Source organism: Devosia sediminis (assembly GCF_016411825.1).
Taxonomy (GTDB): domain Bacteria; phylum Pseudomonadota; class Alphaproteobacteria; order Rhizobiales; family Devosiaceae; genus Devosia; species Devosia sediminis.
This window is the reverse complement of record NZ_JAEKMH010000002.1, coordinates 1070827-1097377: the sequence shown is the minus strand read 5'-3', so window position 1 is coordinate 1097377 and position 26551 is coordinate 1070827. Positions and strand designations below refer to the sequence as shown.

25 protein-coding genes and 2 tRNA genes are annotated in these 26551 nt (G+C 63.6%); 12 read left to right on the top strand and 15 right to left on the bottom strand.

The features are described 5' to 3' along the window. Positions 1-18: 18 nt before the first annotated feature. Positions 19-1764 carry an arginine--tRNA ligase gene (gene argS / locus JEQ47_RS12585; RefSeq protein ID WP_198876729.1) on the bottom strand — a complete coding sequence of 582 codons (1746 nt, stop codon included), beginning with the start codon at positions 1762-1764 and terminating at the stop codon, positions 19-21. Positions 1765-1931: 167 nt separating this feature from the next. After that, positions 1932-3122: a deoxyguanosinetriphosphate triphosphohydrolase gene (locus JEQ47_RS12580; protein ID WP_198876728.1), complete on the bottom strand. Its 1191-nt coding sequence runs from the start codon at positions 3120-3122 to the stop codon at positions 1932-1934. 85 nt (positions 3123-3207) lie between these two features. Here JEQ47_RS12580 and JEQ47_RS12575 point away from each other — a divergent pair, with 85 nt between their 5' ends. The 3 genes from JEQ47_RS12575 to xth are packed head-to-tail and all read left to right on the top strand — an operon-like array spanning position 3208 to position 5509. Next, positions 3208-3558 (top strand): HesB/IscA family protein, encoded by a 351-nt coding sequence (locus JEQ47_RS12575; RefSeq protein ID WP_198876727.1) that lies wholly within the window; start codon positions 3208-3210, stop codon positions 3556-3558. A gap of 57 nt (positions 3559-3615) precedes the next feature. Then, positions 3616-4713, top strand: coding sequence for a serine hydrolase domain-containing protein (locus JEQ47_RS12570; RefSeq protein ID WP_198876726.1), 1098 nt, complete (start codon positions 3616-3618; stop codon positions 4711-4713). A gap of 16 nt (positions 4714-4729) precedes the next feature. After that, on the top strand, positions 4730-5509 hold the full coding sequence (gene xth / locus JEQ47_RS12565) for an exodeoxyribonuclease III (RefSeq protein ID WP_198876882.1): 780 nt from the start codon (positions 4730-4732) through the stop codon (positions 5507-5509). Positions 5510-5530: 21 nt separating this feature from the next. Here the strand turns inward: xth and JEQ47_RS12560 are convergent, their stop codons facing one another. Further along, positions 5531-6337 carry a tetratricopeptide repeat protein gene (locus JEQ47_RS12560; protein WP_198876725.1) on the bottom strand — a complete coding sequence of 269 codons (807 nt, stop codon included), beginning with the start codon at positions 6335-6337 and terminating at the stop codon, positions 5531-5533. Between the two features lie 743 nt (positions 6338-7080). On the opposite strand from JEQ47_RS12560, the gene JEQ47_RS12555 reads away from it, so the two are divergent. Next, positions 7081-8808 (top strand): ABC transporter ATP-binding protein, encoded by a 1728-nt coding sequence (locus tag JEQ47_RS12555; protein ID WP_236020862.1) that lies wholly within the window; start codon positions 7081-7083, stop codon positions 8806-8808. A 97-nt stretch (positions 8809-8905) separates the two neighbouring features. On the opposite strand, the gene JEQ47_RS12550 is transcribed toward JEQ47_RS12555, so the two are convergent. From JEQ47_RS12550 to JEQ47_RS12525, 6 genes are all read right to left on the bottom strand, one after another. Next, complete coding sequence (locus JEQ47_RS12550; protein ID WP_198876723.1) at positions 8906-9910, bottom strand: CorA family divalent cation transporter; 1005 nt, start codon at positions 9908-9910, stop codon at positions 8906-8908. Positions 9911-9915: 5 nt separating this feature from the next. Further along, a complete protein-coding gene (locus tag JEQ47_RS12545) occupies positions 9916-12669 on the bottom strand; it encodes a valine--tRNA ligase (protein WP_198876722.1) in 2754 nt (917 codons plus the stop codon). Between the two features lie 119 nt (positions 12670-12788). After that, entirely contained in the window at positions 12789-13532 is a 744-nt protein-coding gene (locus JEQ47_RS21060) for a DUF2497 domain-containing protein (RefSeq protein ID WP_198876721.1), read from the bottom strand. A 190-nt stretch (positions 13533-13722) separates the two neighbouring features. Beyond that, entirely contained in the window at positions 13723-15093 is a 1371-nt protein-coding gene (locus JEQ47_RS12535; RefSeq protein WP_198876720.1) for a TolC family outer membrane protein, read from the bottom strand. 125 nt (positions 15094-15218) lie between these two features. Next, positions 15219-15863 (bottom strand): protein-L-isoaspartate O-methyltransferase family protein, encoded by a 645-nt coding sequence (locus JEQ47_RS12530; protein WP_198876719.1) that lies wholly within the window; start codon positions 15861-15863, stop codon positions 15219-15221. Positions 15864-15956: 93 nt separating this feature from the next. Beyond that, entirely contained in the window at positions 15957-16130 is a 174-nt protein-coding gene (locus JEQ47_RS12525; RefSeq protein WP_198876718.1) for a hypothetical protein, read from the bottom strand. Between JEQ47_RS12525 and JEQ47_RS12520 the strand changes: the two genes are divergently transcribed. Continuing rightward, positions 16129-16389: a hypothetical protein gene (locus tag JEQ47_RS12520; protein WP_198876717.1), complete on the top strand. Its 261-nt coding sequence runs from the start codon at positions 16129-16131 to the stop codon at positions 16387-16389. The two genes, JEQ47_RS12525 and JEQ47_RS12520, sit on opposite strands and share 2 nt — an antisense overlap. Positions 16390-16598: 209 nt before the next feature. Here JEQ47_RS12520 and JEQ47_RS12515 read toward each other — a convergent pair whose 3' ends face one another. From JEQ47_RS12515 to JEQ47_RS12490, 6 genes are all read right to left on the bottom strand, one after another. Then, complete coding sequence (locus JEQ47_RS12515; protein WP_198876716.1) at positions 16599-17921, bottom strand: sensor histidine kinase; 1323 nt, start codon at positions 17919-17921, stop codon at positions 16599-16601. A gap of 23 nt (positions 17922-17944) precedes the next feature. Next, a complete protein-coding gene (locus tag JEQ47_RS12510) occupies positions 17945-18607 on the bottom strand; it encodes a response regulator transcription factor (protein WP_198876715.1) in 663 nt (220 codons plus the stop codon). Next, complete coding sequence (locus JEQ47_RS12505; protein WP_198876714.1) at positions 18607-19401, bottom strand: PepSY domain-containing protein; 795 nt, start codon at positions 19399-19401, stop codon at positions 18607-18609. Before JEQ47_RS12505 ends, JEQ47_RS12510 begins: the two co-directional genes overlap by 1 nt. Before the next feature lie 207 nt (positions 19402-19608). Next, positions 19609-19788: a hypothetical protein gene (locus JEQ47_RS12500; RefSeq protein ID WP_198876713.1), complete on the bottom strand. Its 180-nt coding sequence runs from the start codon at positions 19786-19788 to the stop codon at positions 19609-19611. A gap of 99 nt (positions 19789-19887) precedes the next feature. Then, positions 19888-20568: a DUF1236 domain-containing protein gene (locus JEQ47_RS12495; protein WP_236020787.1), complete on the bottom strand. Its 681-nt coding sequence runs from the start codon at positions 20566-20568 to the stop codon at positions 19888-19890. A gap of 223 nt (positions 20569-20791) precedes the next feature. Continuing rightward, positions 20792-20865: transfer RNA gene (locus JEQ47_RS12490), tRNA-Cys, on the bottom strand. Positions 20866-21019: 154 nt separating this feature from the next. On the opposite strand from JEQ47_RS12490, the gene JEQ47_RS12485 reads away from it, so the two are divergent. The 7 genes from JEQ47_RS12485 to JEQ47_RS12455 all read left to right on the top strand — a co-directional run bounded on the left by JEQ47_RS12485 (position 21020) and on the right by JEQ47_RS12455 (position 26514). Next, positions 21020-21232: a hypothetical protein gene (locus JEQ47_RS12485; RefSeq protein WP_198876712.1), complete on the top strand. Its 213-nt coding sequence runs from the start codon at positions 21020-21022 to the stop codon at positions 21230-21232. A gap of 75 nt (positions 21233-21307) precedes the next feature. Next, positions 21308-22495, top strand: coding sequence for a benzoate/H(+) symporter BenE family transporter (locus tag JEQ47_RS12480; protein WP_198876711.1), 1188 nt, complete (start codon positions 21308-21310; stop codon positions 22493-22495). Next, the gene (gene mobA, locus JEQ47_RS12475) at positions 22492-23103 is read left to right on the top strand and encodes a molybdenum cofactor guanylyltransferase (protein ID WP_198876710.1); all 612 of its coding nucleotides are present in this window, start codon (positions 22492-22494) and stop codon (positions 23101-23103) included. Before JEQ47_RS12480 ends, mobA begins: the two co-directional genes overlap by 4 nt. A 95-nt stretch (positions 23104-23198) precedes the next feature. Next, positions 23199-23274: transfer RNA gene (locus JEQ47_RS12470), tRNA-Asn, on the top strand. Between the two features lie 101 nt (positions 23275-23375). Next, a complete protein-coding gene (locus tag JEQ47_RS12465; RefSeq protein WP_198876709.1) occupies positions 23376-24596 on the top strand; it encodes an MFS transporter in 1221 nt (406 codons plus the stop codon). Then, the gene (locus JEQ47_RS12460; protein WP_198876708.1) at positions 24593-25045 is read left to right on the top strand and encodes an SRPBCC family protein; all 453 of its coding nucleotides are present in this window, start codon (positions 24593-24595) and stop codon (positions 25043-25045) included. Before JEQ47_RS12465 ends, JEQ47_RS12460 begins: the two co-directional genes overlap by 4 nt. A 53-nt stretch (positions 25046-25098) precedes the next feature. Continuing rightward, a complete protein-coding gene (locus JEQ47_RS12455; protein WP_198876707.1) occupies positions 25099-26514 on the top strand; it encodes a cryptochrome/photolyase family protein in 1416 nt (471 codons plus the stop codon). The last annotated feature ends 37 nt before the right edge of the window (positions 26515-26551 follow it).

The following is a 26551-nucleotide window of genomic DNA, read 5'->3' as shown; positions in this document are numbered from 1 at the left end:
CACACCAATGCGCCCGAATTATGAAAGCTCTTCGGGCGCAGAGACCCCCAAAATCCCCAGACCGTTCCGGATAACCTGGCGAACGGCATCGACGAGTGCGAGTCGAGCAAGCGTCAACTTCGGGTCGGACTGGTTAACAAATCGTAACTGCGGATCATCCTTGCCCTTTGCCCAGAAGCCATGAAGCGCCGCAGCCAGTTCGTGCACATAAAAGGCGATGCGGTGCGGCTCGTGCGCCACGGCGGCCGCTGCCACCGTGCGCGGCCAGGCGCCGAGCAGGCGGATCAACTCGATATCGGCAGCCGTGCCCAGCAATTCGACCTCGGCCGCGGCAAGCGCTGCGGGCGAAATGTCGAGTTCGGGCATGTCGCGCCGGGCGGTCTTGAAGATCGAGCAGGCCCGGGCATGGGCGTATTGGACGTAGAAGACCGGATTGTCGCGCGTCTGCTCCTTGACCAGGGCAAAGTCGAAATCCATCGACGCGTCGTTGCGCCGGAAGAGGAGCATGAAACGGGTAGCATCGGCGCCCACTTCCTCGACCACGTCGGCCAGGGTCACAAGGTCCCCCGAGCGCTTGGACATCTTGAACGGTTCGCCATTCTTGAGCAGGCGGACAAGCTGGCAGATGCGCACGTCGATGTCGGCCTCGCCATGGGAGACGGCCTTCACTGCCGCAGAAAGGCGCTTCACATAGCCCGAATGGTCGGCGCCGAGCACATTGACCATATGCTTGAAGCCGCGCAGGTACTTGTTGCGGTGATAGGCGATATCGGCCGCAAAATATGTGAAGGACCCATCGGACTTGATGAGCGCCCGATCGGTGTCGTCGCCATAATCCTTGGCGCGGAACAGGGTCTGCTCGCGGTCTTCCCACTCCTCCGGCGTCTTGCCCTTGGGGGCTTCGAGCCGGCCCTGATAGACCATGCCCTCCTCGCGCAGCCAGTCGAGCGTGGTGTCGATGTCGCCCCCCTGCCCGTGCAGCGTGCGCTCGGAGAAGAAGACGTCGTGATGGATATTGAGCTGGGCCAGATCGGCCTTGATCAGTTCCATCATGGCCGCAAGGGCGGCCTCGCGGGCGATGAGCACTGCTTCCTGCTCGGGCTTTTCGAGCAGCGAGGGGCCATATTCGGCCGCCAGCGTCTTGCCCACGGGAATGAGATACTCGCCCGGATAGAAGCCGGCGGGGATTTCGATGGTTTCGCCCAGGGCCTCGCGATAACGCAGCAAAGCGGATTGCCCGAGGATGATGGTCTGGCCGCCGGTGTCGTTGATGTAATATTCGCGCGTCACGTCATAGCCGGACCAGGCCATAAGCGAAGCCAGCGCATCGCCAAAGACGGCGCCGCGAGTGTGGCCGACATGCATGGGACCGGTCGGGTTGGCCGAGACATACTCGACATTGACCCGTTCGCCCCGGCCGAGATCGGAGCGGCCATAATTGTCGCCCTGTGCGCCGATGGCCTTCAGCACCTGATGCCAGATGGAATTCGACAGACGGAAATTGATGAAGCCGGGGCCGGCTACTTCGACAGATTCCACATCGGGCGCGGACTTGAAGCGCTCAACCAGGGCCGCCGCGACTTCGCGCGGGTTCTTGCCCAGCGGCTTGGCCACGACCATGGCCGCATTGGTCGAAAGGTCGCCATGGGCAGCGTCTCGCGGCGGTTCCACCACGACGCGCGACAGCAGCTCGGCGTCGAGCTGGGGGTAATCGGCACGCAGGGCCTCGGTGACCCGGGTGGTGAAAAGGGCGAAAATATCCATGGCTTAACGACCAAGTGTCCTAGTTTGGAGGAAAGGCGCATCCACAACCACGATGCCGCCCTCGGGCGTGACCCAAGGGCCAGCCGCCGCTTCCGCGGTGTAGAGAGTGGTCCTCGGCTCAAGTCCGAGGAAGGTTGTTGGCTAGGCGCCTCACCAATTCAGTGCGGTTAACGGAAATCCGGGCGAGCGTCAAACAGGCGCTGATATTGATCAAGCGCATAGGGGTCGGTCATGCCGGCGACGAAATCGGCAACGATGCGGGCCCGTTCGGCTCCGGTGACCGCCCTGCCCGCCTCGCCCCAGCGGCCGGGCATGTCGGGATCGGCCATGTAGGCGGCGAACAGGCGCTCGACCACGCTCTCGCTTTCGCGCACTGGCACCATGACTGCCTCGTGACGATAGACCCGGTCGAAGAGGAAGGCCTTGAGGCCTTTTTCCGCGTTGGCGGTGGCAGCGGAAAAGGTAACCAGCGGCTCACCGGCAAGGCGGACGTCTTCGCTGGTCTCGACACCGGCAGCCGCAATCCTGGCGGCGCTGGTGGCGATGACGTCTTCGACGGCACGGGTAATCATGCGGCGCTGGATTTCGTGGGCATGGCGCTTGGCGCCAATATCGGGATAAAGGCCGAGCACTTCGCTGACGATGGGACCGGCCATGGGGACATCGGCGAAATCGGGCACAGTGACGAGGCCGGCCCGCAGCGCGTCGTCGATGTCGTGAGCGTTGTAGGCGATGTCGTCGGCGACGGCGGCCACCTGGGCTTCGAGGCTGGCAAAGGTCGAAAGGCGCAGATCGGCCGGCGCCGGGATGGCGTCGAGGCCGGATGGCAGGCCTTCGTGGGCGTAGCGGCCGTAAGGACGGCCCTGGGCGTCGAGCAGCGGGCCGTTGTGCTTGAGAATGCCTTCGAGCGTCTCCCAGGTGAGGTTGAGGCCGTCATGCTCGGCATAGCGGTTTTCGAGCAGGGTGACGACGCGCAGCGCCTGAACGTTGTGATCGAACCCGCCATAGGGCTCCATGGCCCGATGCAGGGCGCGTTCGCCAGCATGGCCAAATGGCGTGTGGCCGAGATCGTGGCTGAGCGCGACCGCCTCGGCAAGATCCTCGTCGAGCCGTAGGGCGCGGGCGATGGACCGGGCAATCTGGCTGACTTCAAGCGTATGGGTCAGACGATTGCGGAAATGCCGGCCTTCATGGGCGAGGAAAACCTGAGTCTTGTGCTGCAAGCGGCGAAAGGCCGTGGAATGGATGATGCGGTCGCGGTCGCGCTGGAATTCTGAGCGTGTGGGGCTGGGTCCTGCGCCGTGGAGCCGGCCCAGGGACTGGGCGGATTTGGCGGCATAGGGGGCGGTCTCGCTCATGTGTAAGTCCGGGCCTTTGCAATGGCGTCTGGAGCGCCTATCTTAGCGGCAGCGTTATGACATTACGACCAATCGGGATTTCCCCATGACCGAAGCCGCGCTGGCCACCCCTGCCGTAACCCTTTCGGATCGCGCCGCCAAGCGTGTGACGCGCATTCTCTCCAAGGAAGCGCCCGGAACGGTGTTGCGCATTTCGGTGGCGGGCGGCGGCTGTTCCGGCTTCCAGTACGAGTACAATCTCGTGCAGGAAACGCCCAATGAGGACGACCTGGTGCTGGCCAAGGGCGACGCGACCGTGCTGATCGACTCGCTCAGCCTCGAATTCATGGGCGGTGCGGAGATCGACTTCGTCGACGATCTGATCGGCCAGTCCTTCCAGATCAAGAACCCGAATGCTGTTGCCTCCTGCGGCTGCGGCACCAGCTTCGCGGTCTAGCTTCACCCGACATCGGACAGCGGCTAAAGTCCCTCCCAGTTTGGAGGAATCGACGCCATGACCAGCCGTATCGACGCCGTTATGGATGCCGCCATCGCCAACCAGACCATTGTTGGCGCTGAGCTGGCCGTGGCACGCCATGGCGACATCGTCTATCGGCGCACGGCCGGCTGGTTCGATCGCGAGGCCGGCGCGCCGATGATCGACAATGCGATCTATCGGCTGGCCTCGGTGACCAAGCCGATTGTGGCTGCCACAGCTCTCGCCATGGTGGACGAGGGGCTGATCGGGCTCCATGAGCCAGTGAAGCAGTACATTCCTTGGTTCGCGCCGCGGCTCCAGGATGGCCGCGAGGGGGCCATAACCATCCATCACCTGCTGACGCATACGGCCGGCCTATCCTATGGCTATCCGCAGGACCCTGAAATCACGACGGGCCTGGGGCAAACCGAGCGGAGCCTTCAAGAGAATTTTTCGCGGGTGGCCCGGCATCCGCTCGCCTATGTGCCGGGTTCTGCCTGGCAGTATTCGGTGGCCATCGATGTGCTCGGCGCGGTGCTGGCGCAGGTGCATGGCGGTACGCTGGGCGATGCCGTGAAGGCGCATGTGACCGGACCGCTCGGGATGACGGAAACCGGGTTCTTCGTGGCCGACGAAAGTCGCCTCGCAAAGCCTTATGCCGATGGAGTGCCGCCGACGCCGATGACCGATCCGCAGGCGGTCGAGGGCGACAACGGCCCGGTGGTATTCTCACCGTCCCGCATCTTCAGCAAGACAGCGTTCCAATCCGGCGGCGCCGGCATGGCCGGCACGCCGGCCGATGTGCTGCGGTTTCTCGAGGCGATGCTCAATGGCGGCGGTGGCGTAGTCAGCCGCGATACTGTGGCCGCGGCCTTTTCCAACCAGATCGGGGAGGTCGAACGCGAAGCCGGACAGCGCTTCGGTTATTTCGGAGCCATTGTCGACGATCCAGTGGCTGCCGGTTCGCCATCGGCCAAGGGGACCGTCAACTGGGGCGGCGTTTATGGGCATTCATGGCTGATCGACCCTGCAAACGGCCTGTCGCTGATTTCGATGAGCAATACGGCACTCGAGGGGTGCACGGGACGGTATCCGAAGGATATCATCCAGGCCGTCTATGCCGAACTGACCTGAGGACGCCGACATGACCCTGCGTATCGCCACCTGGAATATCAACGGCATCAAGGCGCGGCTGGAATTGCTGCTGCGCTGGCTTGAAGAAGAAAAGCCGGACATTGTCGGCCTCCAGGAAATCAAGAGCGTGGACGACGGGTTTCCCAAGGCCGAAATCGAGGCGCTGGGCTACAATGTCGAAACGCACGGCCAGAAGAGCTGGAACGGCGTGGCGCTGCTCTCAAAGGTCCCTTTCGACGAGGTGCATCGCGGCCTGCCGGGCGATGCCGAGGACGAGCAGTCCCGGTTGATCGAGGGCGTGTTCTCGGTCGAGGGTGGCGTGGTGCGGGTGTGCAATATCTACCTGCCGAACGGCAATCCGGTGGATACCGAAAAATTTCCCTATAAGCTGCGGTGGATGGACAGGCTCAATCGCTTCGTCGAGGAGCGCCTGACCCTGGAGGAGCCCTTTGTGCTGATGGGCGACTTCAACCTGATCCCTGCGCCTCTCGATGCGCATGATCCCGATGCCTGGTGGGGCGATGCGCTCTACCGGCCGGAAAGCCTCGAGAAATTTCGCATCCTGCGCAATATGGGCATGACCGACGCGCTGCGGGCCATCACCGCCGAGCAGGCGTTCACCTTCTGGGATTTCCAGGCCGGGGCGTGGCGGCGCAATGCCGGAATCCGCATCGACCACCTCATGCTCTCGCCGCAGGCGGCCGATCGGCTGGACGATGTGGTGATCCACAAGGATGTACGCGGCTGGGACAAGCCGAGCGACCATGTGCCAGTGGAAGGCGCCTTCAGCTTCTAGCCGAGGCGCCCTTTTCCCGGACTAGAATTCGGCGCTGATGACGACGCCCGAATTGGCCATTTCCACCGCGGCGGCACGAACTTCCGGGGTGGCAACAGCCATGGCGCTGTTGAGCAGGTGTTCGGCCGTCGCCACGTCACCGGTACCGAGGCAGGTGGTCTGGGCGAAATTGAGCCACATCAGCCCTTCGGCAGGCCGCGGGTCGTAGCTGTCCATGCCGTTGAACAGCAGGTTGCCCAACTGCGCCTGCGCCAGGCAGTGGCCCTTGTGTGCAGCCGAGAGCAGCCAGCGGGCGCTGAGCATCGGGCTGACGCCAAGGCCCTCTTCCTGCTGGTAGAGCATGCCGATGCGATACTGCGCCTCGGCATCACCGAAATAGGTCGCGGCATGCATGAGCATGCGGTGGTACTCCGCCGGGTTCTGCGAGACGCCGGCCTCGGGCACACCGATGCGGAAATACTCACCGAGTTTCACGAAGGAGCTGGCAACGATATCGGCCTCGAGGCCTTTCGGGGCGGTATCTGCGTGCTGGTTGGCGATCTGCGCGAAATAGCCGAAGGCCTTTACCGGGTCCTTGTCGACGCCTTCGCCGGTTTCATACATGGTGCCGAGCTGCCAGAGAGCGAGCGGCCGACCGGCGGCAGCGTCGCTTTCAAGGGCGGAGAGATACGTGTCGCTCGACACGATCGAGCCATTGCCGTCCAGCGTCTTGGCAAAGTCGAAAGCAGCGTCGGCCGCCGTCTGGGCGTGCGCGGGCACGGCCATGGCGAGGGCCAACAAAAATCCTGACGCAGCGCAGGCAAGGGAAAACTCCCCAGAGATGCGCATGATACTCCTTTTGCCCATGGGGCCATGGGCGAATAGACGCGACCATGCCGGTTGCCCGGGCATTGCCAATGCGGCCGACGCGTGGCCGCGGTTCAAGGGTGATCTTGCCCGGAGGACGCTGGCGGGCAAAGCAAAGTGTGAAGACTTCGTAAACGAGCTTTGTGACCGCATTCAGCCCAACCCATCACAACGATGATCGAGCCCGTCCCGACAGGCGACATGCGCCGGGTATGGAGCAACAGCGATCGGCAAAAACACGTTCATTCGTACCGTTTCAGGCGGTTTTCGCGCCAAATTCAGAGGTTATCGGGGTTCGGGATACCAAGACACAGCCGGGCCCAAAGTGGCCAGACAGTCCCGGCAGGCACCCGCCCCCGAATGCCATGCAACCTGCTTTAGGGGCAGATTGTGGCGGGAAACATCGCCAAATCGTTGATGGTGAGAGGGCTGTACTGGAATCGATGCCGTTGTTGCGGAATCGTCACAGAGACAGGCTTGTGACCACGCCGACATTGCCAGGCGGCCCGGCGCGCCGCATAGTTGCTGAACACTCCAAGGGGAGATCGAGATGAAAACCACTCTGTCCACCAAGAAAAACCCATCTCCTCATCAGGACAGAGTTTCTCATGTCTTCTTCGTCTTCCGCGCAGGATCGGCGCGTCAAACGCCCTAGCCTGCTCTCCCGACTTCTCGCCCGAAATTCCGAGCCCGACACCGCAGCGCGCGATATCGCCCGGCTGCGGCTGAGACGCTTCGCATCCTACTATCGGCCACACCTGCCGCTGCTGGCGGCGGTTCTCGGCTGCGCCGTGCTGGTTGCCGGCACCGCCCTGGCCCTGCCCCTGATGGCCAACCACATTGTCGGACGTTTGCCCGACCTGCGCGCGGCGCCAGACGCAATGGGACAGTTGCTGGTGCTGGGCGCCTTGATGGTCGGCGTCTTTCTCGTCCAGGCCCTGGCCACCTATTTTGTCGACTACCGAGGCCACGCCATGGGCGCCAAGATCGAGGCGCAGGTGCGCCAGGAGCTGTTCGAGCACTGCCAGACCTTGTCGTTCAGCTATTACGACCGGCAGCGCACCGGCCAGCTCATGAGCCGCATCACCAATGACTCGCTCTGGCTTGGCGAACTGTTCCACCACGGGCCCGAGGACCTGGCCATTGCCAGCCTCAAATTCGTCGGGGCCATGGCGGTGCTATCTTATATCGACCCTGTGATCGCACTCGCCATCGCACTTCTCCTCCCGTTCGCCTGCGGTTACGCGTTGTACTTCAACCGCCGCATGAATATTGCGCTGCGCCAGACCAAAGAACGCATCGCCGATATCAACGAGCGGGTCGAGGACGCGCTGGGCGGCATACGCGTCGTGCAGTCCTTCGCCAATGAGGGGGACGAAATCCGGCGCTTTGGCCGTGAAAACCGACGATTCCTGGAGAGCCGCGAGGATGGCTATCGGAGCGAGGCCCTGCTCTGGAGCGGCATGGAAGCGTTCGGCCAGTTGATCACCGTGGTGGTGATCGTGGGCGGGGCCATTCGCATCCTCACCAGCGACCTGACGGCAGCCGACATGCTGACGCTGCTGCTCTGCGTGGGGGTGCTGCTCGATCCGATCAAGCGCTTCGATAACTTCATCCGTCTCTGGCAACTGGGCTATACTGGCTTCGTGCGGGCGATGGAGCTGCTGGAAGAGAAGGCGGAGATCTCGGACCGCCCCGGCGCCATGCCGCTGCGAGACGTAAAGGGCAGCATCAGCTTCACCGATATCAGCTTCCACTATGATGACGACGCGCAAAAGGTGCTCGACGGGGTGTCACTTCGCATCGCGCCCGGCGAGTTCGTCGCGCTGGTGGGGCCTTCGGGCGTGGGCAAGAGCACCCTCTGCAGCCTGATACCCCGCTTCTATGACGTGGTGGGTGGGAGCGTCAGCATTGACGGCCACGACGTGCGGGATGTGACGCTTGCATCTCTGCGTCAGAATATCGGAGTTGTGCAGCAGGACGTCTACCTGTTCAGTGGCTCAGTCGAAGAGAACCTCCGCTATGGCCGGCCTGATGCCAGCGACGAAGATATCGTCGCCGCAGCCAAAGCAGCCAATGCCCACGAGTTTATCCTGGCCTTGCCGGAGGGGTACAAGTCGGAGATCGGACAACGCGGCGTCAAGCTGTCGGGTGGCCAGAGGCAGCGGCTGACCATCGCCAGGGCATTCCTGAAGAACCCGGCGGTGCTGATCTTCGACGAAGCGACCAGTGCGCTCGACAACGAGAGCGAGCGGGCCGTGCAGAAGGCCCTGCTGGGCCTGGCGCGGGGCCGCACGACGCTGGTCATCGCCCACCGGCTGTCGACGGTGCGTCATGCCGACCGCATCGTGGTGCTGACCAATGACGGCATCGTCGAGGAAGGCACGCATGACCAGTTGATGGCGCGAGACGGCGTCTATGCCGGATTGCATTCTGTGCAGGCGAGCATCTGAGGGTGAGAAGATGGACCACCCGGACAAGCCGGGTGGTGACGGTGTGGAGGCATCCGCCCCCATCGTCATTGCCCGGCTTGTCCGGGCAATCCATCGCCTACAACCAGCGCCGCCTTCGCATGACCCAAAGGGCGCCGAGGCCAATGGCCAGGACGGCGCCACAGACCACCCAGAAGGCGCCGGGGTGCTCAGCAAAGGGAATGCCGGACACATTCGTGCCGAGAAGGCCGGTCAGCAAGGTGAGCGGGGAAAAGATCACTGTCACCGCGGCCAGGACCAGCATGGCCTTGTTCATCTGCTCGGCGCGGTCGTCGATGATTTCTTCGTGCACAAGCACGGCGCGTTCGGACAGCGCTTGCAACTCGTCACCGATACGGGCGGTGCGCATGGCCGCCTCGCGCAGGCGCAGCCGGTCGCGGTCGGAGAAGAACGAGAGGTCCTCGACCTCAAGGGTCGAGAGGGCGTCGCGCTGTGGCCAGACGAGGCGGCGGAAGCTGATCAGCGTGCGGCGCAACTGCTCGAGATTGTCCTGCGCCTTTTCGGTCTTCTGGGTGATGAGGGTTTCCTCGATCTCGTCGAGCCGATCGCCCAGCATCTCGATCAGCGGCTCCAACCGGTCGGAGGCGCGCAGGGCGAGGCGAGAAATGAGGTCAGCCGGCGTCGTCGGGGCGTATTCGGCCTGCTCGGCCCTGGCGAGACCCAGAAAGTCGAGAATGTTGAGCTCGGAGGCGATGATGACCCGGCTGCGCTCGATCCAGATCGTGAGGAACTGGCGGCCGACATCATGGGGGGCGGCGCCGGGCCGGACGACGCGCAGGATGACGAGGGCACGATCATCCAGGACGCTGCAGCGGCTGCGGGAGGTGGGCGCTGTGACGAGGCCGGAATTGAACTCGCCCAGCTCACTCTTGAGCCAGAGCTTGAATTCCGGCGCCTTGGAATTGCCGACGACCAGCTTGAAGCCGCCCGGCGGCACGACGGGAGGCTCGCCGCCCTCGTGCCGGCGCATGCCGCCCTTGCCGTCGAACACCAGCACCGCCCCACCCCCCACGAGACCGTTGTGCAAGGCGCGATCGTTGGGAGGGCCGGCGGTATCGGTCATGGCGATCAGCTCAGGCGCTTGAGGGCTTCGAGAATCTTTTCACGACGCTCGGCGGCGGCTTCGCGGCGGGCCTTCTGCTCCTCGATCACCTCTTCGGGTGCCTTGGAGACGAACTGCTCATTGCCCAGCTTCTTGTCGACCTGAGAAATCTCGCCATCGAGCTTGCCCACTTCCTTTTCGAGGCGGGATTTTTCGACGGCAATGTCGATCACGCCGGCCAACGGCAGGGCGTAGGTCGCGTCGCCGACGACGAACTGGGCGGATTCGCCCGGCACTTCGTTGCGCGGCGAAATTTCCTCGAGGCGGGCCAGACGGGAAATCAGCGAGGTGCCGGCGACGAGGCGACGCAAAGTCTCCTCCCCTGCCCCGGTCACCACCATCTGCAGCTTGGCGCTGGCCGGCACGTTCATTTCGGCGCGGACCGAGCGGACATTTGAAATGACGTCGATCAGCCAGGCAAGTTCGGCATCGGCAGCGGCATCTTCGAGACCCGAGAGGTCTGGCCATTCGGTCGTGATGAGCATCTCGGTGCGCGCCGGACCGAACTTACCGGTCTCAGCCCAGAGCTCTTCGGTGACGAAGGGCATCATCGGATGCAGCATGACCAGTATCTGGTCGAGCGCCCAGGCAGCGGTGGCGCGGGTCTCGGCCTTGGCGGCCTCGTCCTCGCCCATGAAGACGGGCTTGGCGAATTCCACGTACCAGTCGCAGAACGTGCCCCAGACGAAGTCATAGGCATTGTTGGCGGCTTCGTTGAACTTGTAGTCCTCGATGCCGGTGCGGACGCTGGCCAGGGCACGCGCGGTGGCGCCGACGATCCAGCGATTGAGCGGCAGCGTATTGGCACGCGGATCGTAGCCGGTGACGCGGCGGCACTCGTTCATCTCGAGGAAGCGGGCGGCGTTCCACAGCTTGGTGACGAAGTTGCGGTAGCCTTCGACGCGGCTGATGGCGAGCTTGAGGTCGCGGCCCTGCGCGGCCATGGCAGCGAGGGTGAAGCGGGTGGCATCGGCGCCGAACTCGTCGACGAGCTTAAGCGGGTCGATGACATTGCCTTTGGTCTTGCTCATCTTCTGGCCCTTTTCGTCGCGGACCAGGGCGTGCATGTAGACCGTGTGGAAGGGCTCCTCGTTGAGGAATTCGAGGCCCATCATCATCATCCGGGCAACCCAGAAGAAGATGATGTCGAAGCCGGTGACGAGAACGTCGGTGGGGTAATAGCGCTTGAGCTCGGCGGTATCGTCCGGCCAGCCCAGGGTCGAGAACGGCCAGAGGGCGGATGAGAACCATGTGTCGAGCACGTCGGGGTCGCGGGTCAGCTCGACCGGCTTGCCATAGTGTTTTTCGGCGGCCGCACGGGCCTCGGCTTCGTCATAGGCGACGAAAGCCTCATTGTCCGGACCATACCAGGCCGGGATCTGGTGACCCCACCAGAGCTGGCGCGAAATGCACCACGGCTTGATGTTTTCCAGCCAGGCGAAATAGGTGTTTTCGTATTGCTGCGGCACGAACTTGGTGCGGCCTTCCCGGACGGCGGCAAGCGCCGGCTGGGCCAGCACATCGGCCTTCACCCACCACTGGTCGGTTAGGAAGGGTTCGATGACGACGAGCTTGGACTTCTCGTCATGCGGCACCATGATCTTCTTGTCTTCGATATGGTCGAGGCCGCGCGTCGGGTTTTCTTCGGCCATTGCCGTCAGGTCGGCGACGATCGCCTTGCGGGCTTCGAAGCGATCCATGCCGCGATATTTTGCGGGAACGAAATCGGCATCGATGATGGCGCCACGCGTGGTGAAGACGTTGATCGGCTCGACGCCGGCGCGGGTTCCGACTTCGAAGTCGTTGAAATCATGCGCCGGGGTGATCTTCACCGCGCCCGTGCCCAGGGTCGGATCGGCATATTCGTCGGCGACAACGGGAATGCGGCGGCCAACCAGCGGCAACTCGATGAATTTCCCAACCAGACCAGCGTAGCGCTCGTCTTCGGGGTGAACAGCGACGGCGACGTCGCCCAGCATGGTTTCGGGGCGGGTGGTGGCCACGATGATGTAGTCGCGCGTTTCGGTACCAGTGACGTTGCCGTCCTCATCCTTGATCGGGAACTGGTAGGTTGCGCCATCGGCCAGCGGGTAGCGCAGGTGCCACATGTGGCCCTTGACCTCGATATTTTCGACTTCGAGATCGGAAATCGCGGTTTCGAGACCCGGATGCCAGTTCACGAGGCGCTTGGCGCGGTAGATGAGGCCGCGCTTGTGCAGCTCGACAAAGACCTTGGTGACGGCGCGGACCATCTGGTCGTCGGGCTGGCCGCGATCGCCCATGGTGAAGCGCTCGCGCGAGAAGTCGGCCGAGGCGCCGAGGCGCTTGAGCTGATTCATGATGGTGCCGCCGCTTTCGGCCTTCCATTCCCAGACGCGCTCGATGAAGGCGTCGCGTCCCATGGTGCGGCGATCCATCTGCTTTTCGGCGAGCTGGCGCTCGACGATCATCTGGGTGGCAATGCCGGCATGGTCGGTTCCGGGCTGCCAGAGCACATCCTTCTTCAACATACGGTTGAAGCGAACGAGGATGTCCTGGATGGTGTTGTTGAGCGCGTGGCCGATATGGAGCGAGCCGGTGACGTTGGGCGGCGGGATGACGATAGTGAAGGTTTCCGCACCCGGCTTTGCGCCGGCACCGGCGGCAAAGGCCTTGGCATCGAGCCAGGCATCGTAGATGCGGCTTTCGACGACGGCCGGTTCGTAGGTCTTTTCAAGCATAACGTCACTCGCGAACAGCAGCGACCCGCCAGGAAAGACCGTGGCGGGCCGGAAACAGGCTGGCAGTCTTCAAGCAAATGCGGGGTGCGGGGTCAACAGCCCTCGCACCGCGTCGGGCGTTACTCGCCGCGCGATACGCGGGCGATTTCCTTTTCCACCATGCGCTCGACGACGGAGGGCAGGTTTTCGTCCAGCCACTCCTTGAGCATGGGGCGCAGCATGTCGCGCATCATGGCCTCAATGGTGAGGCTCGGATTGCCGATGCCCAAGGCGCTGAGCTTGCCGATGGAACCGCGCACGGCGGCACGGGTGGCCGGCTCAAGCAACTGGTCGGCAATATCGGCCGTCAGGGTCGGATCGGGGAGCGGCGCGGCACTTGCCGCGCTGAAGACGGGTTCCTCGACTTCGATTTCCGGCTCCGGAATGGCGCGCGCCACGGGAGCCGGTTCGGGAGCCGGGCTGCGCAGCGGCTGCACCACAGCCGGGCGAGCGGGCGCCGGATCGAAGCTCGGGAGATCGTCCATATCGAAGGTGACGTCTTCGGCCTCGACCAGCGGCGGGGCACCGGCCGGCGCCTCGGTATCGGCCAGAATGGAATCGAAGCTGAAGCCACCTGCATCGTCGCCATCGTCGACGATCTGCGAGGGCGAAAGGGCCAAGGGCTCGATATCGTCGAGCATGTCGCTCAAGTCGCGGTCGTCAGAGTCGCTCAGCGCCCGGGCCGGAGCGGCCTGCATCGGCGGCGGCGCCGACTGCACAGACGGACGACGCGGCGCCCCTGCGGCGTCATCGTCTGCGATGATCTGCCGAATGGACGACAGGATTTCGTCCATGGAGGGTTCTTTGGGTGCCGGCTTGTTCATCAGTGCCTCTTACTCATGCGCCCGACTAGGGGTGGTCTCCGCAGTCACCATCCCCGATTCGTAACCAACAGCTTAATCGCAAGGCGCAGGATTAGGAATCACCCCAAGCCCCCAACTTGGCGTCTTCCACGAAAAGTTGTGGCCGGGACGAGCCCAGCCACAAGATTTGGATCGATCTGACAAACGCCGACTATTCGGCGATGGTGCGCAGTTCCTGCCAGACATCTTCGACGGCCTGGGTGTAGGGCACCGCAGTCTTGATCTCGACGGCGAGGCCGAGATCCTCAGCGGTCATGCGGCCCATGGCGCTCAGCAGGGAGAAGGTGGCAATGGTCTTGCCGTTTGAGGCGTTGATAAGCGCCTCGCGTGCGCTGGTCAGATCGGCCTGGGCATTGAGCACGTCGAGCGTGGTGGCGGCACCAAGGTCGCGCTCCTGGATCACGCCATCGAGCACGGTGTTGCTGGAGGTGACGGCTGCCTGAGCGGCGCTGATCTGGGCGTCGGCGCTCTGGATGCCGGTCCAGGCGGAGATAACCGCTTCGCGGACCTGGTCATAGGCGGACATGGCGTCCACCTCGGACTGGATCTGCTGCAGGTTCGCCTGGCGGACGCTGGAGCCCATGCGGCCACCGGCATAGATCGGAATGGTGATCTGGAAGCCCATGGAAGCCGAAATGCCATCCCGCAGGCCACCCGAAGGACCGGTCCAAGTGGAACCGACCTGACCCGAGACGCTGGTCGTGGCGCCATAATAGGATGCCTGGGCAACGTCGCTGCCGGCCTGGGCGGCGCGAATGCCGGCCTTGGACAGCAGGATCGCCGGATGGCCCATTTCCGCTTCCGAGATCGCCGCGTCGATCGAGCGCGGAATGAGCCGCGAATAGTTGTGGCTGGTGGACAGGCCCTGCGGGCGCTGCCCGACCAGGCGCTGGAAGGTCGCCTCACTGGACTGCAACGTGCCAGACGCGGCCTGCAGCGCTGCCTGGCCCTGCGCCAGGCGCGCCTGGGCCTGGGCGACATCGATGCGGGTGCCCTCGCCCACGTCGAGACGATCCTGCGCCGACTGCAACTGGGCCTGGAAGAAATTGACGTTGTCCTGGCGCAGCGCGAGCAGTTCGCGGCCGCTCAGTACGTTCATGTAGGCCTGGATCACGGAGAGCAGGACGTTCTGCTCGGTATTGCGGATCTGGTACTCCGCAACTTCGGCGGCGGCGCGCGCCGCCTCGACCTGGGCGGCGGTGCTGCCGTTGTCGAAAATGGTCTGGTTGTACGACAGACCTGTGGTCAACGACAGGTTGGGGTCGCTCCAGGTGCCGCCGATCAGGCTGCTGCCGGTATTGCCGCTGATGGAGGCGCCGAGGGTGGGCATCGTGCCCGCCTTGGCCTGAACGATACCTTCGGCCTGGGCCTTGGCTGCGATCAGGGCGGATTGCAGATCAGGGGCGTGGTCATAGGCGGCCGTTAGGGCCTGCGTGATCGACTGAGCCTGTGCCGTGCCGACCGACGAAGCTGCCATCATGATGGCGAGCGTGCTCGCCGTCAGTACCCCAAGAATCTTCATCAGACCAAGCCTCCAGACCCCAGCACTCTAATGCCCGGCAGATGGGGTACACAACCGACCCAGGCAATCCCTACAAAACTTTAATATCAAGGTCCCGGCGCAACGTGACCAGAACGCAACACAATCTAGAAGACGAAGCGCTCCGGAACTGGCTGAAGGTCGATGACCGGCAGCGTCGCATTGAACCAGGTTTTTGTAACAATACCCGTAACGCCGCGCAGACAGACGGTGGCGACACCCACCGGCCCGTTACGGACCAGACATACAAGCCGCCCGCCGGGCGCCAGCTTTTGCAGCAGGTCCGCCGGTATCTCGGCTACGGCGCCTTCGACCAGGACGACGTCAAAGAGGTCGCCTGGCGCGAGCTGTTGCGTGATCACGGCATTGGAAATGCCCAACTCGGCCATGCGGATACGGGCTTCGGCGGCCAGTGCAGGATCGGGTTCGAACCCGACGACGTCGCGAGCAAGGGCGGACAGGACAGCGGTGGAGTAACCAGTCGAAGGCCAGTAGTCGAGGACGCGGTCGGTCTCCGACACTTCCGTCAGTTGTACCAGGCGCGCGAAGACCGCCGGCGCGACGAGGAACCTGCCCTGCCCCAGGGGATGATGTGCGTCGCTATAGGCAAGGGCGTGGCGATCAGCGGGAAGGAAGAGTTCGCGCGGCACGCGACGCAAGGTGCTCAGCAACCGGGGATCGGTTACCGAGCTGGTGGCGACCTGGTTGTCCACCATCGCCTTGCGCGCAGATGTGTAATCGGGCGTGTGCACTCAAAAATCCGAACCGGGCATATGCTGGACGTGAATATGCCCGGACCCGTTCGAAGGCAACACCGTTAAAGCGTCCGCGACAATTATGTCGCGTCAGTGGCGTCCAGAGTCCGGCTTTTCCCCAGGGGACTTTTTCTCGCGACCCGCGTCGACGGGCTGGTCCTCTTCGGAGCCGTCGGGGCGGCGGCCCAGATCGTCGATATTGTCGTCCTTCTGGTCGCCTGAACCAGTTTCGAGAGGTGCGGGCTTCTTTTGGGCAGTGGTCATGGGTCTTCTCCTCGATGTGCTTCCCTCACGCAACCCGCCTGCCCGCCTCCCGTTCCATGCGGACGAGCAGGGCATGAAAAAGCCCCGGAGGCTTTCGCCTTCGGGGCTCTTTTTATCGGTCTTCGATATTTTTCAATCGCGTTCCGATACTCAAATAACGCGCGTATGTCGCATCGGTTGCAGGAAAACTATCCGCCTGCGCATTTTTCTCGAAGCTTACGGGCAGATTACTGCCACTGAATTAAAAATATTACTTTAACATCAGCCATTTAGCGGAACTTCGCGGACTCATCGCCGTTGTCCGACCAATCCTCGCCGCGTCCCTATCAGACCGCGGCAGTGATCCACCTCATGAAAGGTCCGGTTCGATGATCGCGCTCCTGCTCTTTGCATTCTTCCTGGCCCTGGGTTGCTTCGCGACAGCGATGCTGCTGAGCGAAGACACGGAAGGTCCCGTCCAGGCTCAAGCTAAGGCGCCGGCAGTTCCGGCTGTGCCAGCCGGAAGGTGATGGTCACTGCAAGGCCACCAATATCGGATTTGCTCAGTTGGATCTTGCCGCCATTGAGCGCCACGATCTCCCGGGCGATGGCGAGGCCCAGACCTGTGCCGGGCTTCGACTGATCCAGGCGCTGGCCACGCTCACCCAGCAGCGAGAGCTGATCCTCCGGTATGCCGGGGCCGTCGTCGAGAATGGCCAGCATTGCCTTTGCGTTTGAAGTGACGCATCGCACGATCACCCGGCTGCTTGCCCAGTGGGCGGCGTTTTCCAGCAGGACGCCGACGAGTTCCATGAGATCCTGCCGATGGATGTCGACCGTGATCTCCTCTTCGAGCTGGGCCAGCCAGTGCAGCTCCTCGCCCCGGCCGGTTTTCTTCAGCACGGCAATGGTGCGCAGGATGGCGCTGTTGAGCGAAGCGCTCTCGCGATGGCCATGGCTGCGCAGGCGAATGGTCGAGAGACGCATCTGGTAATCGACCCGCCGCGACATTTCGAAGGCCATATCGTCGATCAGGTCTGCGTCGGCAGCATTGCCCTTTTCCCGCACCCGGATGGCAATGCCGTGCAGAGCGGCGAGCGGCGTCTTGAGGCCATGGGCTAGGTCGGAGGCGCGCTCCCGAGCCCGTTCGATATTGGCTTCGCGCTCACCGAGCAAGGCGTTGACCTCATCGACCAAGGGCAGCAATTCGCTGGGGAAGGCGACATCGAGACGCGTCTGCGCTCCCTGCCTGATGCGGTCGATCTCCTCGCGCAGGCGGGTGAGCGGCACCAGTCCCAGGCGGAGCTGCAACCAGGCGGCGGCCAGGATCAGCGCACCAAGCAGACTGAAGAGCCACACGACATCCCAGAGGAAGGCCGTGCCCGCCGCATGGATAGGGTCATGGTCCTCGCCGACGCTCACCTGCAACGTGCGACCGCCGACGTCGATGCTGCGGGTCACATAGACCAGATGCCAACCATCGGGGCCGGAGAAGTGCCTTAGTCCGTCGCCCTGGCCCTGGGCGGGGATGACCATGTCCCATAGCGAGCGAGACCGAAGTGCCCCGCTTCCGTCCGTTGCCTCGATCTGCCAATAGCGCCCACCCAGGGGCGTCTCGTATCGCGGGTCGGGAAGCGGCCCCGCCAGCGCCGGCACTGCGGCATTAAGATCGATGAGCGCGATAACCCGTGTCATCGCCGCTTCCAAATCCTTGGCCACGTCCCGCTCAAGATTGGTCATGAACAGGTATTGGAGGACAAAGGCGGCCGCGGCCAACGAGCCGACAACCCACACAGCGGCCAGGCCCAGCAATCGCAACCTCAGCGAGTGGGGCCTCAATAGTCGTCCCCCAAGGTGTAACCAAAGCCACGACGGGTCTTGATCAGCTCATGGCCCAGGCGCTTGCGCACGCGGGCGACGAGAACTTCCACGGCATTGGAATCGCGCTCGTAATCCTGTCGGTAAAGATGCTCGGTGATCTCGAGTTGAGAGATGACCCGTCCCTTGTTGTGCAGGAGATAGGAGACGAGCTTGAACTCCTGCGGGCTGAGATCGAAGGGCACACCGTCCTTGCTGACCTGCAGTGTGCGGGTGTCGAGTTCATAGGGGCCGAAGGTGATGCGCGATGAAGCGAGACCGGCAGCTCGCCGGATGAGAGCGCGCAAGCGGGCGACGATCTCCATCACGTGAAATGGCTTGATGACATAGTCGTCGGCGCCCGCTTCTATGCCCTCCACACGCTCCTCCCATTGGCCGCGGGCCGTGAGGATCAGGACCGGCATCAGACGCCCTGCCCGACGCCAGCGCTTGAGGATGGTGAGGCCATCCATCTGTGGCAGGCCCAAATCGAGCACGACTGCGTCGAAATTCTCGGTTTCGCCCCGATAGAGCGCTGCCTCGCCGTCGCTTTCCCGTTCGACGCCAAAACCCGACCGCTCCAGCGTGACCGCCAGGGACTGTGCAATCTCGTCGTCGTCCTCGCACAATAGGATGCGCATCATTGGCTCCCGATATAGCCGCCGGAGCGCGCATAATAATACTGGACGGTCAGGGCGCCGTCCGGCTCCACGACCTTGATGGCATAAACGAGGATTTCCCCGACCTGCAGCAGGCTGGCGTCCACCACTTCTCCGCCGTTGCGCTGCCTTATGCCCTCTACAAAATCCTTGAGCGGGGCTGCCTGCCGCGTCTCGACAGCGCGGCGGGCCTGATCCGGCGTCAGCGGCCTGCTGGCAGGCGCGGAAGCAGCATTGCCGGGCGCCGGCGTGCCGCTGCCGCTCGGCACCGGCGTGGCGCTGGAGTTGCCCCCCGCGATCGGGCTGTTGGAGCCGGAATTGCCGCCACCGCCGGCATTACCCGCATCGCCGTCGCTGCTGGAGCTGCCGGCCGTGCTGCTGGCGGACCCGGTTGAGCTGCTTGGTCCGGGCGCGGCACTATCGCTGCCCGAAGCGGGATCACCGTTGCCGCCAGAATTGCCGTTGCCGTTGGAACTGGAATTTCCGTTGGCGTTACCGTTGCCATTGGAGTTTCCGTTGCCGTCGCCATTGGAAGTGCCGTTTCCGCCGCCATTGGAGTTTCCGCTGCCGTTGTCCGCGCCATTGGCGTTGCCGTTGCCGTTATTGCCCGCGTTGCCGTTCCCATTGGAATTGCCGTTGCCGTTTCCCTGCTGGCCCGGATTTCCGTTGCCGTTGCCATTGCCATTTTCCCGACCCTCGGCACTGTTGCCCTGCGCCAGAGCAGGGCTGGCGCAGGCAAGGACGATAAGGAGGGGGAAAAGCAGGCGGCTGAGCATGGGGCAATTCTATGGGGCGCAAGCTTACAAACCGCTTACAGCGGCACGAAGGCATGGATCAGGAGCCGTCTGCTAGAGTGTTCCCGTCGGCGTCCCCATGCACAGAAGTCGCCGACCCTCAGGAAGGCCCCTGGTGCAGGTGCCCGCCCCCCGCAGAGCCGCAGCAAGGGCCTTCCGCTTCTTCTCGCACACTCGGCTGAATGGGATTCAATCTGCGCTGGGAGCTTCCTGGGCATGGACGACGCCGACCGGGTTCAACGGCGCGACAAGCGCGCCCAGAGCTGACAGGTCCTTGGGTGTGAAGGCGACGAGGGCAAGGGCTACGAGAGAGCCGGCTTTGATCAGCTGCGCCCGCTGACGACGCTGCGACCGAGTGAGATAAACCATGGTTCCAATCCGGATAAATGGGGCTGGTGGCGCCACGAGGTTGGATGGCGCCACCAGGGGCCGGCATCCCAGGCGGGGCCCAGGATGCCGGGGTTACAATCAGCGGAGGACGTAGACGATCTGACGCGTCGCCGGGTCCACGAGGACCGGCTGGCCGTTGATGTAGACGTAGCTGTATTCGTAGTCGGGGATGGTCTCGAGGACGACCGTATCGGGCACGCCGGCACCGATCACCACTTCACCTTCGAGATAGACGGGATCGAGCGGATTGGCGGTGATGTAGGCACGCGCGGTTTCGGGCGGATCAATGATGGCGCCGGCGGTCGCGCCGCTCGCGGCACCCACCGTTCCGCCAATCGCCGCGCCAATCGGACCGCCGACGAGGGCGCCAACCACGGCACCGCCTGCAGCACCGGCCAGCGCGCCGCCTTCGGCACCGCCGTCATCGGTATAGGTGACGGTTTCGAGACCGACATCGGCATAGCGGTCAGTCAGCACAACCACTTCGCCCGACAGGTCGGCCGTGAGGTAATCGGAATAGGCCCAGCCATTGACGCCGTTATAGTCCACGCGGCACCACTTGCTGGCGTCGAGGCAGCCTTCCACGGTGGCGGTATCGCCGGAGGCAATGAAACCGATGGATTCATAATGCGGTCCCGGACCGGACCGGATGTTGAGATCGGCGGTTGCGGTGGCGGAGGAGGACTGGGCCAGTGCCACGCCGCCCATGGCGGTCGATGCGAGCACGGCGACGGTCATCATTTTCAGCATCTTGTTCATCTTGGTCTCCTTGTTCAGAGCGAGGGGCTCGCCCTGTCATTCGGCTGATTGCGGAATGCATCGGAAACGCGGTGCCTACCGGAAGGTTTCAGGTAAGCTGTTGTAAAATCTATTAGATTTGAGTGATGGCTGGTGTCAGCTTTTTGTCAGCCAAGCGCCAAAGGGCAAGCGACGTCGCCGGCCGAAAGTCGCCTGCACGTGCATATTCAGAAGTGAAAAGAGATGGAGGCCGCGTCCGGAATCGAACCGGAGTACACGGATTTGCAATCCGCTGCGTAACCACTCCGCCACGCGGCCTCTGGGCGTGAGTACCTATTGGACGGCAAGTGCTTATGCAATAGGTTCATTGGTGCGCCGCTTAATTTCTCCTTCCCGCGCATTGACCGTGGCAGCGGAACCGGCGACGGGATGGTCCATTGTCTTCGTTGTATCCGGATAGTTTGGTCCCAAAATGCAGTTCAAGGTGACCTCCGCCTATTACGACGAGACGAGCAAATATCTGCTCTATACGGCGACCGGCGAGCGCAATGGCGCGAGATACACCGTGTCCTCGCGTGTCAAATGCCTCAAGCCACCCAATACGCCCGAGCGCCTGCACATGGTGGTGCTGCTGGCGCTGACCGACCAGTTCAAACGGCCAAGCCCGTCGGGCCGGCGCGAATAAAAACGATTCGTCCGAGGCCGGTGGCGTCGGGAAGCGGGAGGGACTAGCCTCCGGCTGCCCGACAAGAGAATCGCCATGTCCACCCAAGCCCTGACGCCGCCGCGGCGCGACTATGCCCAGCCGATCCTGGCTGGCATTCTTGCGGCCGTTGTCGGCTCCGCCAGTACCTTCACCCTCGTGCTGGCCGCGCTCGCCGCTGCGGGGGCGACGCCGCAACAGGCGGGTTCCGGGCTGTTTTCGGTCTGCCTCGCCATTGGCGTGCTCAACATGGTCGTGGCGTGGCGCGTGCGGACGCCGATCAGCTTTGCGTGGACCACGCCGGGTATGGCATTCCTGCTCACCGTAGGCGAGCCGGACGGCGGGTTTCCGGCGGTGGCGGGCGCTTTTCTCGTCTGCGCAGTGCTGATCGTGCTCACAGGCTTGATCGCCCCGCTCGGCCGCGCCATTGCAGCTATACCGGCGGTGATCGCCAACGCCATGCTGGCCGGCATGTTGCTGACGCTGTGCCTCGCGCCGATCAACGCTCTGGCGGAGCTACCCTGGCAGACGCTCCCCATATTGCTGGCCTGGGGGCTGGGGCTGCGCTTCGCGCGGCGCTATGCCGTTCCGCTGGCGGTCTGCGCGACGGCAGTGGTGCTGGCTGCGACAACGCATCTGCCGGTCGGAACTTTCGACGGGGCCTGGCCCATGCTGGTGCCGGTCATGCCCGCGTTTACCCTGGATGCCATCATCCGCATCGCCCTGCCACTTTATGTGGTGACAATGGCCTCGCAGAACCTTCCGGGCATTGCCGTCATGAAGAGCAATGGCTTCGAGCTCCGGCCGTCGCCGCTCTTCGTGCTGACCGGGGCCGCCAGCGGCGCCTCGGCCATCTTCGGCGGGCCAACCAGCAATCTTGCCGCTATCACCGCCGCCATATGCGCCGGTCCCGAGGCCCATCCCGACAAGGAGAGACGCTGGCCTGCGCCGGTCGCGGCCGGCGCCACCTATATTCTCTTCGGTCTCGCGGCGAGCCTCGCGGCCGCCTTCATTGCCGCCTCCCCGCCCCTGCTGATCCAGGCGGTTGCGGGTCTCGCGCTGTTTTCCAGCCTTGCGGCGGCCCTGGCGGCCGCACTGGGCAGTGAGGACTCGCGGCTGCCAGCGATTCTCACCTTTGTCACCACCGCATCGGGGATCACCATTGTCGGCGTCGGCGCGCCGTTCTGGGGGTTGGTCGGCGGCATCGGCCTCATGCTGCTGCTGCGGACGCGCGACACGAAATGAGCATTCATGCGCTGATCCTGGCGGGTGGCGAAGGCGGCCGACTTGGCGCGGTGCGCAAGGATGCGCTTCGTCTGGGCGGGACTTCCATGCTGGAACGCGTCGCCGGACGGTTACGCGATGTCGAGAGGCCGCTGCTGATTTCTACCGGACGCCGGGCATCCGCAGAGCGCGATGGCGAAAGCTCTCTGCCCGACCTCGACCTGCCGATCGCTGGACCGATGGCTGGCCTGGTCGCCGCCGCGGACCATCTGGCCGGACATGACGACACTGACCTGCTGCTGACGGTCGCGGTGGATACGCCATTCCTGCCCGAGGACTTCGTGCGGCGACTCGTCGCTGCGCTAGGGCCGGGCGAGGCCGCCGCGCAGGCGGGATGGGGCGGCAACGTCTATCCCACCAATGCGATCTGGCGGCTCCCGGCACTGCGCGACCTGCCCGCACGAGCCCAGGACGGATCGCTGCCGAAAAGCCCGAAAGCCCTGCTGGCCCGGCTAAAGGCCACGACGGTGGACTGGGCCGACACGCATGCTGCCGACCCCTTCGCCAATCTCAACACGCTCAATGACCTCCTGTCGCTGGCGCGCCGGGCGCAGGCCGAGGGTCTGTGACAAGTTATTCACATGGGCCTGCATTGGGGGCTTGGCAAACCGGATCAGTTTGGGTACACGGACCTCGCCTTCGCCAAGAGGGCGCACGAAAGTGTTCCGCGATAGCTCAGTTGGTAGAGCGTTCGACTGTTAATCGAATGGTCGCTGGTTCGAGTCCAGCTCGCGGAGCCATTTCCCTCCCCCCAAATGCCTGATTATTGTGCACCAGCGATTGCTCTTGCGCGTCACGTGGCGTAGGACGGCGGGCAGATCCTTTCCCTGAAGCGATTTCCATGACCACCGTTGCTGCTCCAACTGCGCCAGACGCGCAGCGTACCGCCCTGTCGATCATCCTCTGCGTGAGCGGGGCGCATCTGCTCAATGACCTGCTGCAGTTCCTGCTGCCGGCGCTTTATCCGCTGCTCAAGGAAAATTACGGCCTCACCTATTTCCAGATCGGCATGCTGACGCTCGGACAGCAAATCACCGCGTGCCTGCTCCAGCCGATCTTCGGTCTGTCCGGCGATCTCCGGCCCAAGCCCTATTGGCTGGCCCTTTCGATGACCATCGTTGCGGCGGGTGTGGCGCTGCTGGCGGCGGCGAGCGGCTTCTGGATGCTGTTCCTTGCCGCCGTGGTCGTCGGCACCGGTTCGGCGCTGTTCCACCCGGAAGCCTCTCGCGTCGCGCGCATGGCCTCGGGCGGCCGGCTGGGCTTCGCCCAATCCCTGTTCCAGGTGGGCGGCAATGCCGGCACCGCGCTCGGCCCGCTGGCGGCGGCGCTGATTCTGCTGCCGATGGGACAAACCAGCATCTTCTGGTTCCTGATCGTGGCGGCATTCGGCATTGCGCTGCTGGCCTATGTCGGCCGGTGGTTCGCCGACCACCAGCGCCAGGCCGCCTCGCGCCCGGCCGCCGCAATCCACAAGCCGGTGCTGTCGCGGCAGCGGTTGGTCGTCGCGTTTGCGGTGATCGGCGCCCTGCTGCTCAGCAAGTTCATCTATATCGAGGGCCTCAAGAGCTATTACGCCTTCTTCCTGATCGAGAAATTCGCGCTCTCGGCGCAGGAGGCACAGTATTACCTGTTCGCCTTCCTGGGAGCGGTTGCGGCAGGCACTTTCATCGGCGGTCCGGTGGGCGATCGTTATGGCCGGCTCGCGGTGATCTGGGTGTCGATCCTTGGCGCCCTGCCCTTCACCCTGGCCCTGCCCTATCTCGACCTATTCTGGACCTGCGTCATGAGCATCATGGTGGGCCTGATCCTCTCCTCGGCGTTTTCGGCCATGGTGGTCTATGCGCAGGAACTGGTGCCCGGCAAAGTGGGCATGATTTCTGGCTTCGTCTTCGGCTTCGCTTTCGGCATCGGTGCTCTGGGCGCAGCGCTGATGGGTGGGCTGGCCGACTGGATCGGCATCATTCCCGTGTTCCAGCTTTGCGCCTTCCTGCCCGCACTGGGTATTCTTACCGTGCTCCTGCCCCGGACGGCGGAGCTGCATCCCGAAAGGAAGCCGGCATGAGCCAAGGGATGGACACCGACAACGAAAGCCAGATCACGCTGACTCGCACCATCGGGGCGCATGTCTCGGACGTGTTCGCCGCCTGGACCGATCCGGCCCTGATCGAGCAGTGGGAGGCCGACGAGGCAGAGTTCGACGCCTTCGAAGGCGGCCAGTATCGCTTCGTCACCTTCGCCGAAGATGACGACGAGGCCGATCACGAGGTGAGCGGCGAGGTCTTGACCTTCGTCGAGGACCAGCGACTGGTTCTCTCCTGGATTCACAAGGACGAGGATGAGGACAGCGAATTGATCTTCGTGCTCGACATTGCCTTCAAGGCGGTGGGCGAGGACAGCACGATCATCACGCTGATCGAGCGCGGACTGCCGCACGCAGATGCGCAGACGCGCATCTTTTCCATGGAGGCCTGGAGCGCGGCGCTCGAAGAACTTGCCGAACTGATGGAATAGGCTGATCCATATTCTCCGGACGCCCGTTATGTGTGGGACGCCCGGAGGTTGATGTGTCCACTGCCCTGGTCTGGCTGCGCAACGACCTGCGCCTCGCCGACAATCCTGCCCTTTTCACAGCCTCCAAGCAGCACGACCGCGTCGTCGCACTATATGTGGACGAGGCTGACGACGGGCTGCGGCCGACTGGCGCCGCGGCCCGCTGGTGGCTGCACGAAAGCCTCGAAAATCTTGCAAGGTCGCTGGCGGAGATCGGCATTGCGCTCAAAGTGGAGGCAGGCAAGTCGAGAGACATCCTGCCGGCCGAGGCGCGTGGACTTGAGGCAGCTGCCGTACATTGGAACCGCCGCTATGGGCCCAAGGAACGGGCGCTCGATGCCGATATCAAGGAGGACCTGCGCACCCAAGGCATCGCGGCTCACTCGCACCCCGGCAATGTTCTCGCCGAGCCGTGGACAGTTGAGACCGGCCAGGGTCGTCCTTATTCGGTCTTCACGCCCTTCTGGAAGACACTGCGCGGGATGGACATCGAGCATCCCAGTCCGGCGCCGAAGGGCAAAGCCAAGCGCAGCATCAAGGTCGACAACGGATACAAACAGCCGCACTGGGCGGGCAAGCTCGGCCAGCATTGGTCGATCGGGGAAGGTGCAGCGCAGGAGCGGCTGGCGGAATTTCTCGATGAAAGCGTTGCCGGCTATCCAGAGGGACGAGATTTTCCGGCGCGGCCGGTGACGTCGCGCCTGTCGCCTCATCTGCGGTTCGGCGAGATCTCGGCGCGACAGATCTGGCACACGGCGCATGCATTTATCCATGCCCATCCTGGCAAGGCCGGAGCGGTCGACAAATTCCTTTCGGAGCTGGCATGGCGCGATTTCAGCTACCACCAACTCTACCACCGGGACGACATCGCCCGTGTTCCGATGCAGGCCAAATTCAAGGGGCTGCACTGGCGGCACGCGCCGGCACAATTGCGTGCGTGGCAGACCGGGATGACCGGCATCCCCATTGTCGACGCCGGCATGCGCGAGCTCTGGGAAACCGGCTATATGCACAACCGGGTCCGTATGCTGACGGCGTCGTTCCTCACCAAGAACCTGTTGGTGGACTGGCGTCAGGGCGAACACTGGTTCTGGGATTGCCTCGTAGATGCCGACGAGGCCAACAATCCTGCCAGCTGGCAGTGGGTGGCCGGAAGTGGCCTCGATGCTGCTCCCTACTTCCGCATTTTCAATCCCGTAACGCAGGGCGAACGGTTCGACGTCACGGGGGATTATGTGCGGCGCTGGGTGCCGGAACTGGCTTCACTGCCGGACAAGTTCATCCAAAAGCCGTTTGAAGCACCGGCAGAAGCACTCTCCAAGACCGGCGTGAAGTTGGGTGACACTTACCCCGAGCCGATTGCCGATCTCAAGCAGACGCGGCAACGGGCACTCGATGCCTTCGCCGATCTGGGCGCGAACGATAGCTAGCGCGGAAAACTATTCCACCTGAGCTGGGTGCGCCGAG

Excerpts from the sequence above, each read along its gene's own strand:
- argS (WP_198876729.1), bottom strand. The coding sequence starts at position 1,764 with ATGGATATTTTCGCCCTTTTCACCACCCGGGTCACCGAGGCCCTGCGT.
- JEQ47_RS12580 (WP_198876728.1), bottom strand. The coding sequence starts at position 3,122 with ATGAGCGAGACCGCCCCCTATGCCGCCAAATCCGCCCAGTCCCTGGGC.
- JEQ47_RS12575 (WP_198876727.1), top strand. The coding sequence starts at position 3,208 with ATGACCGAAGCCGCGCTGGCCACCCCTGCCGTAACCCTTTCGGATCGC.
- JEQ47_RS12570 (WP_198876726.1), top strand. The coding sequence starts at position 3,616 with ATGACCAGCCGTATCGACGCCGTTATGGATGCCGCCATCGCCAACCAG.
- JEQ47_RS12560 (WP_198876725.1), bottom strand. The coding sequence starts at position 6,337 with ATGCGCATCTCTGGGGAGTTTTCCCTTGCCTGCGCTGCGTCAGGATTT.
- JEQ47_RS12550 (WP_198876723.1), bottom strand. The coding sequence starts at position 9,910 with ATGACCGATACCGCCGGCCCTCCCAACGATCGCGCCTTGCACAACGGT.
- JEQ47_RS12545 (WP_198876722.1), bottom strand. The coding sequence starts at position 12,669 with ATGCTTGAAAAGACCTACGAACCGGCCGTCGTCGAAAGCCGCATCTAC.
- JEQ47_RS21060 (WP_198876721.1), bottom strand. The coding sequence starts at position 13,532 with ATGAACAAGCCGGCACCCAAAGAACCCTCCATGGACGAAATCCTGTCG.
- JEQ47_RS12535 (WP_198876720.1), bottom strand. The coding sequence starts at position 15,093 with ATGAAGATTCTTGGGGTACTGACGGCGAGCACGCTCGCCATCATGATG.
- JEQ47_RS12520 (WP_198876717.1), top strand. The coding sequence starts at position 16,129 with ATGGGTCTTCTCCTCGATGTGCTTCCCTCACGCAACCCGCCTGCCCGC.
- JEQ47_RS12525 (WP_198876718.1), bottom strand. The coding sequence starts at position 16,130 with ATGACCACTGCCCAAAAGAAGCCCGCACCTCTCGAAACTGGTTCAGGC.
- JEQ47_RS12510 (WP_198876715.1), bottom strand. The coding sequence starts at position 18,607 with ATGCGCATCCTATTGTGCGAGGACGACGACGAGATTGCACAGTCCCTG.
- JEQ47_RS12505 (WP_198876714.1), bottom strand. The coding sequence starts at position 19,401 with ATGCTCAGCCGCCTGCTTTTCCCCCTCCTTATCGTCCTTGCCTGCGCC.
- JEQ47_RS12500 (WP_198876713.1), bottom strand. The coding sequence starts at position 19,788 with ATGGTTTATCTCACTCGGTCGCAGCGTCGTCAGCGGGCGCAGCTGATC.
- JEQ47_RS12495 (WP_236020787.1), bottom strand. The coding sequence starts at position 20,568 with ATGAACAAGATGCTGAAAATGATGACCGTCGCCGTGCTCGCATCGACC.
- JEQ47_RS12485 (WP_198876712.1), top strand. The coding sequence starts at position 21,020 with ATGCAGTTCAAGGTGACCTCCGCCTATTACGACGAGACGAGCAAATAT.
- JEQ47_RS12480 (WP_198876711.1), top strand. The coding sequence starts at position 21,308 with ATGTCCACCCAAGCCCTGACGCCGCCGCGGCGCGACTATGCCCAGCCG.
- mobA (WP_198876710.1), top strand. The coding sequence starts at position 22,492 with ATGAGCATTCATGCGCTGATCCTGGCGGGTGGCGAAGGCGGCCGACTT.
- JEQ47_RS12465 (WP_198876709.1), top strand. The coding sequence starts at position 23,376 with ATGACCACCGTTGCTGCTCCAACTGCGCCAGACGCGCAGCGTACCGCC.
- JEQ47_RS12460 (WP_198876708.1), top strand. The coding sequence starts at position 24,593 with ATGAGCCAAGGGATGGACACCGACAACGAAAGCCAGATCACGCTGACT.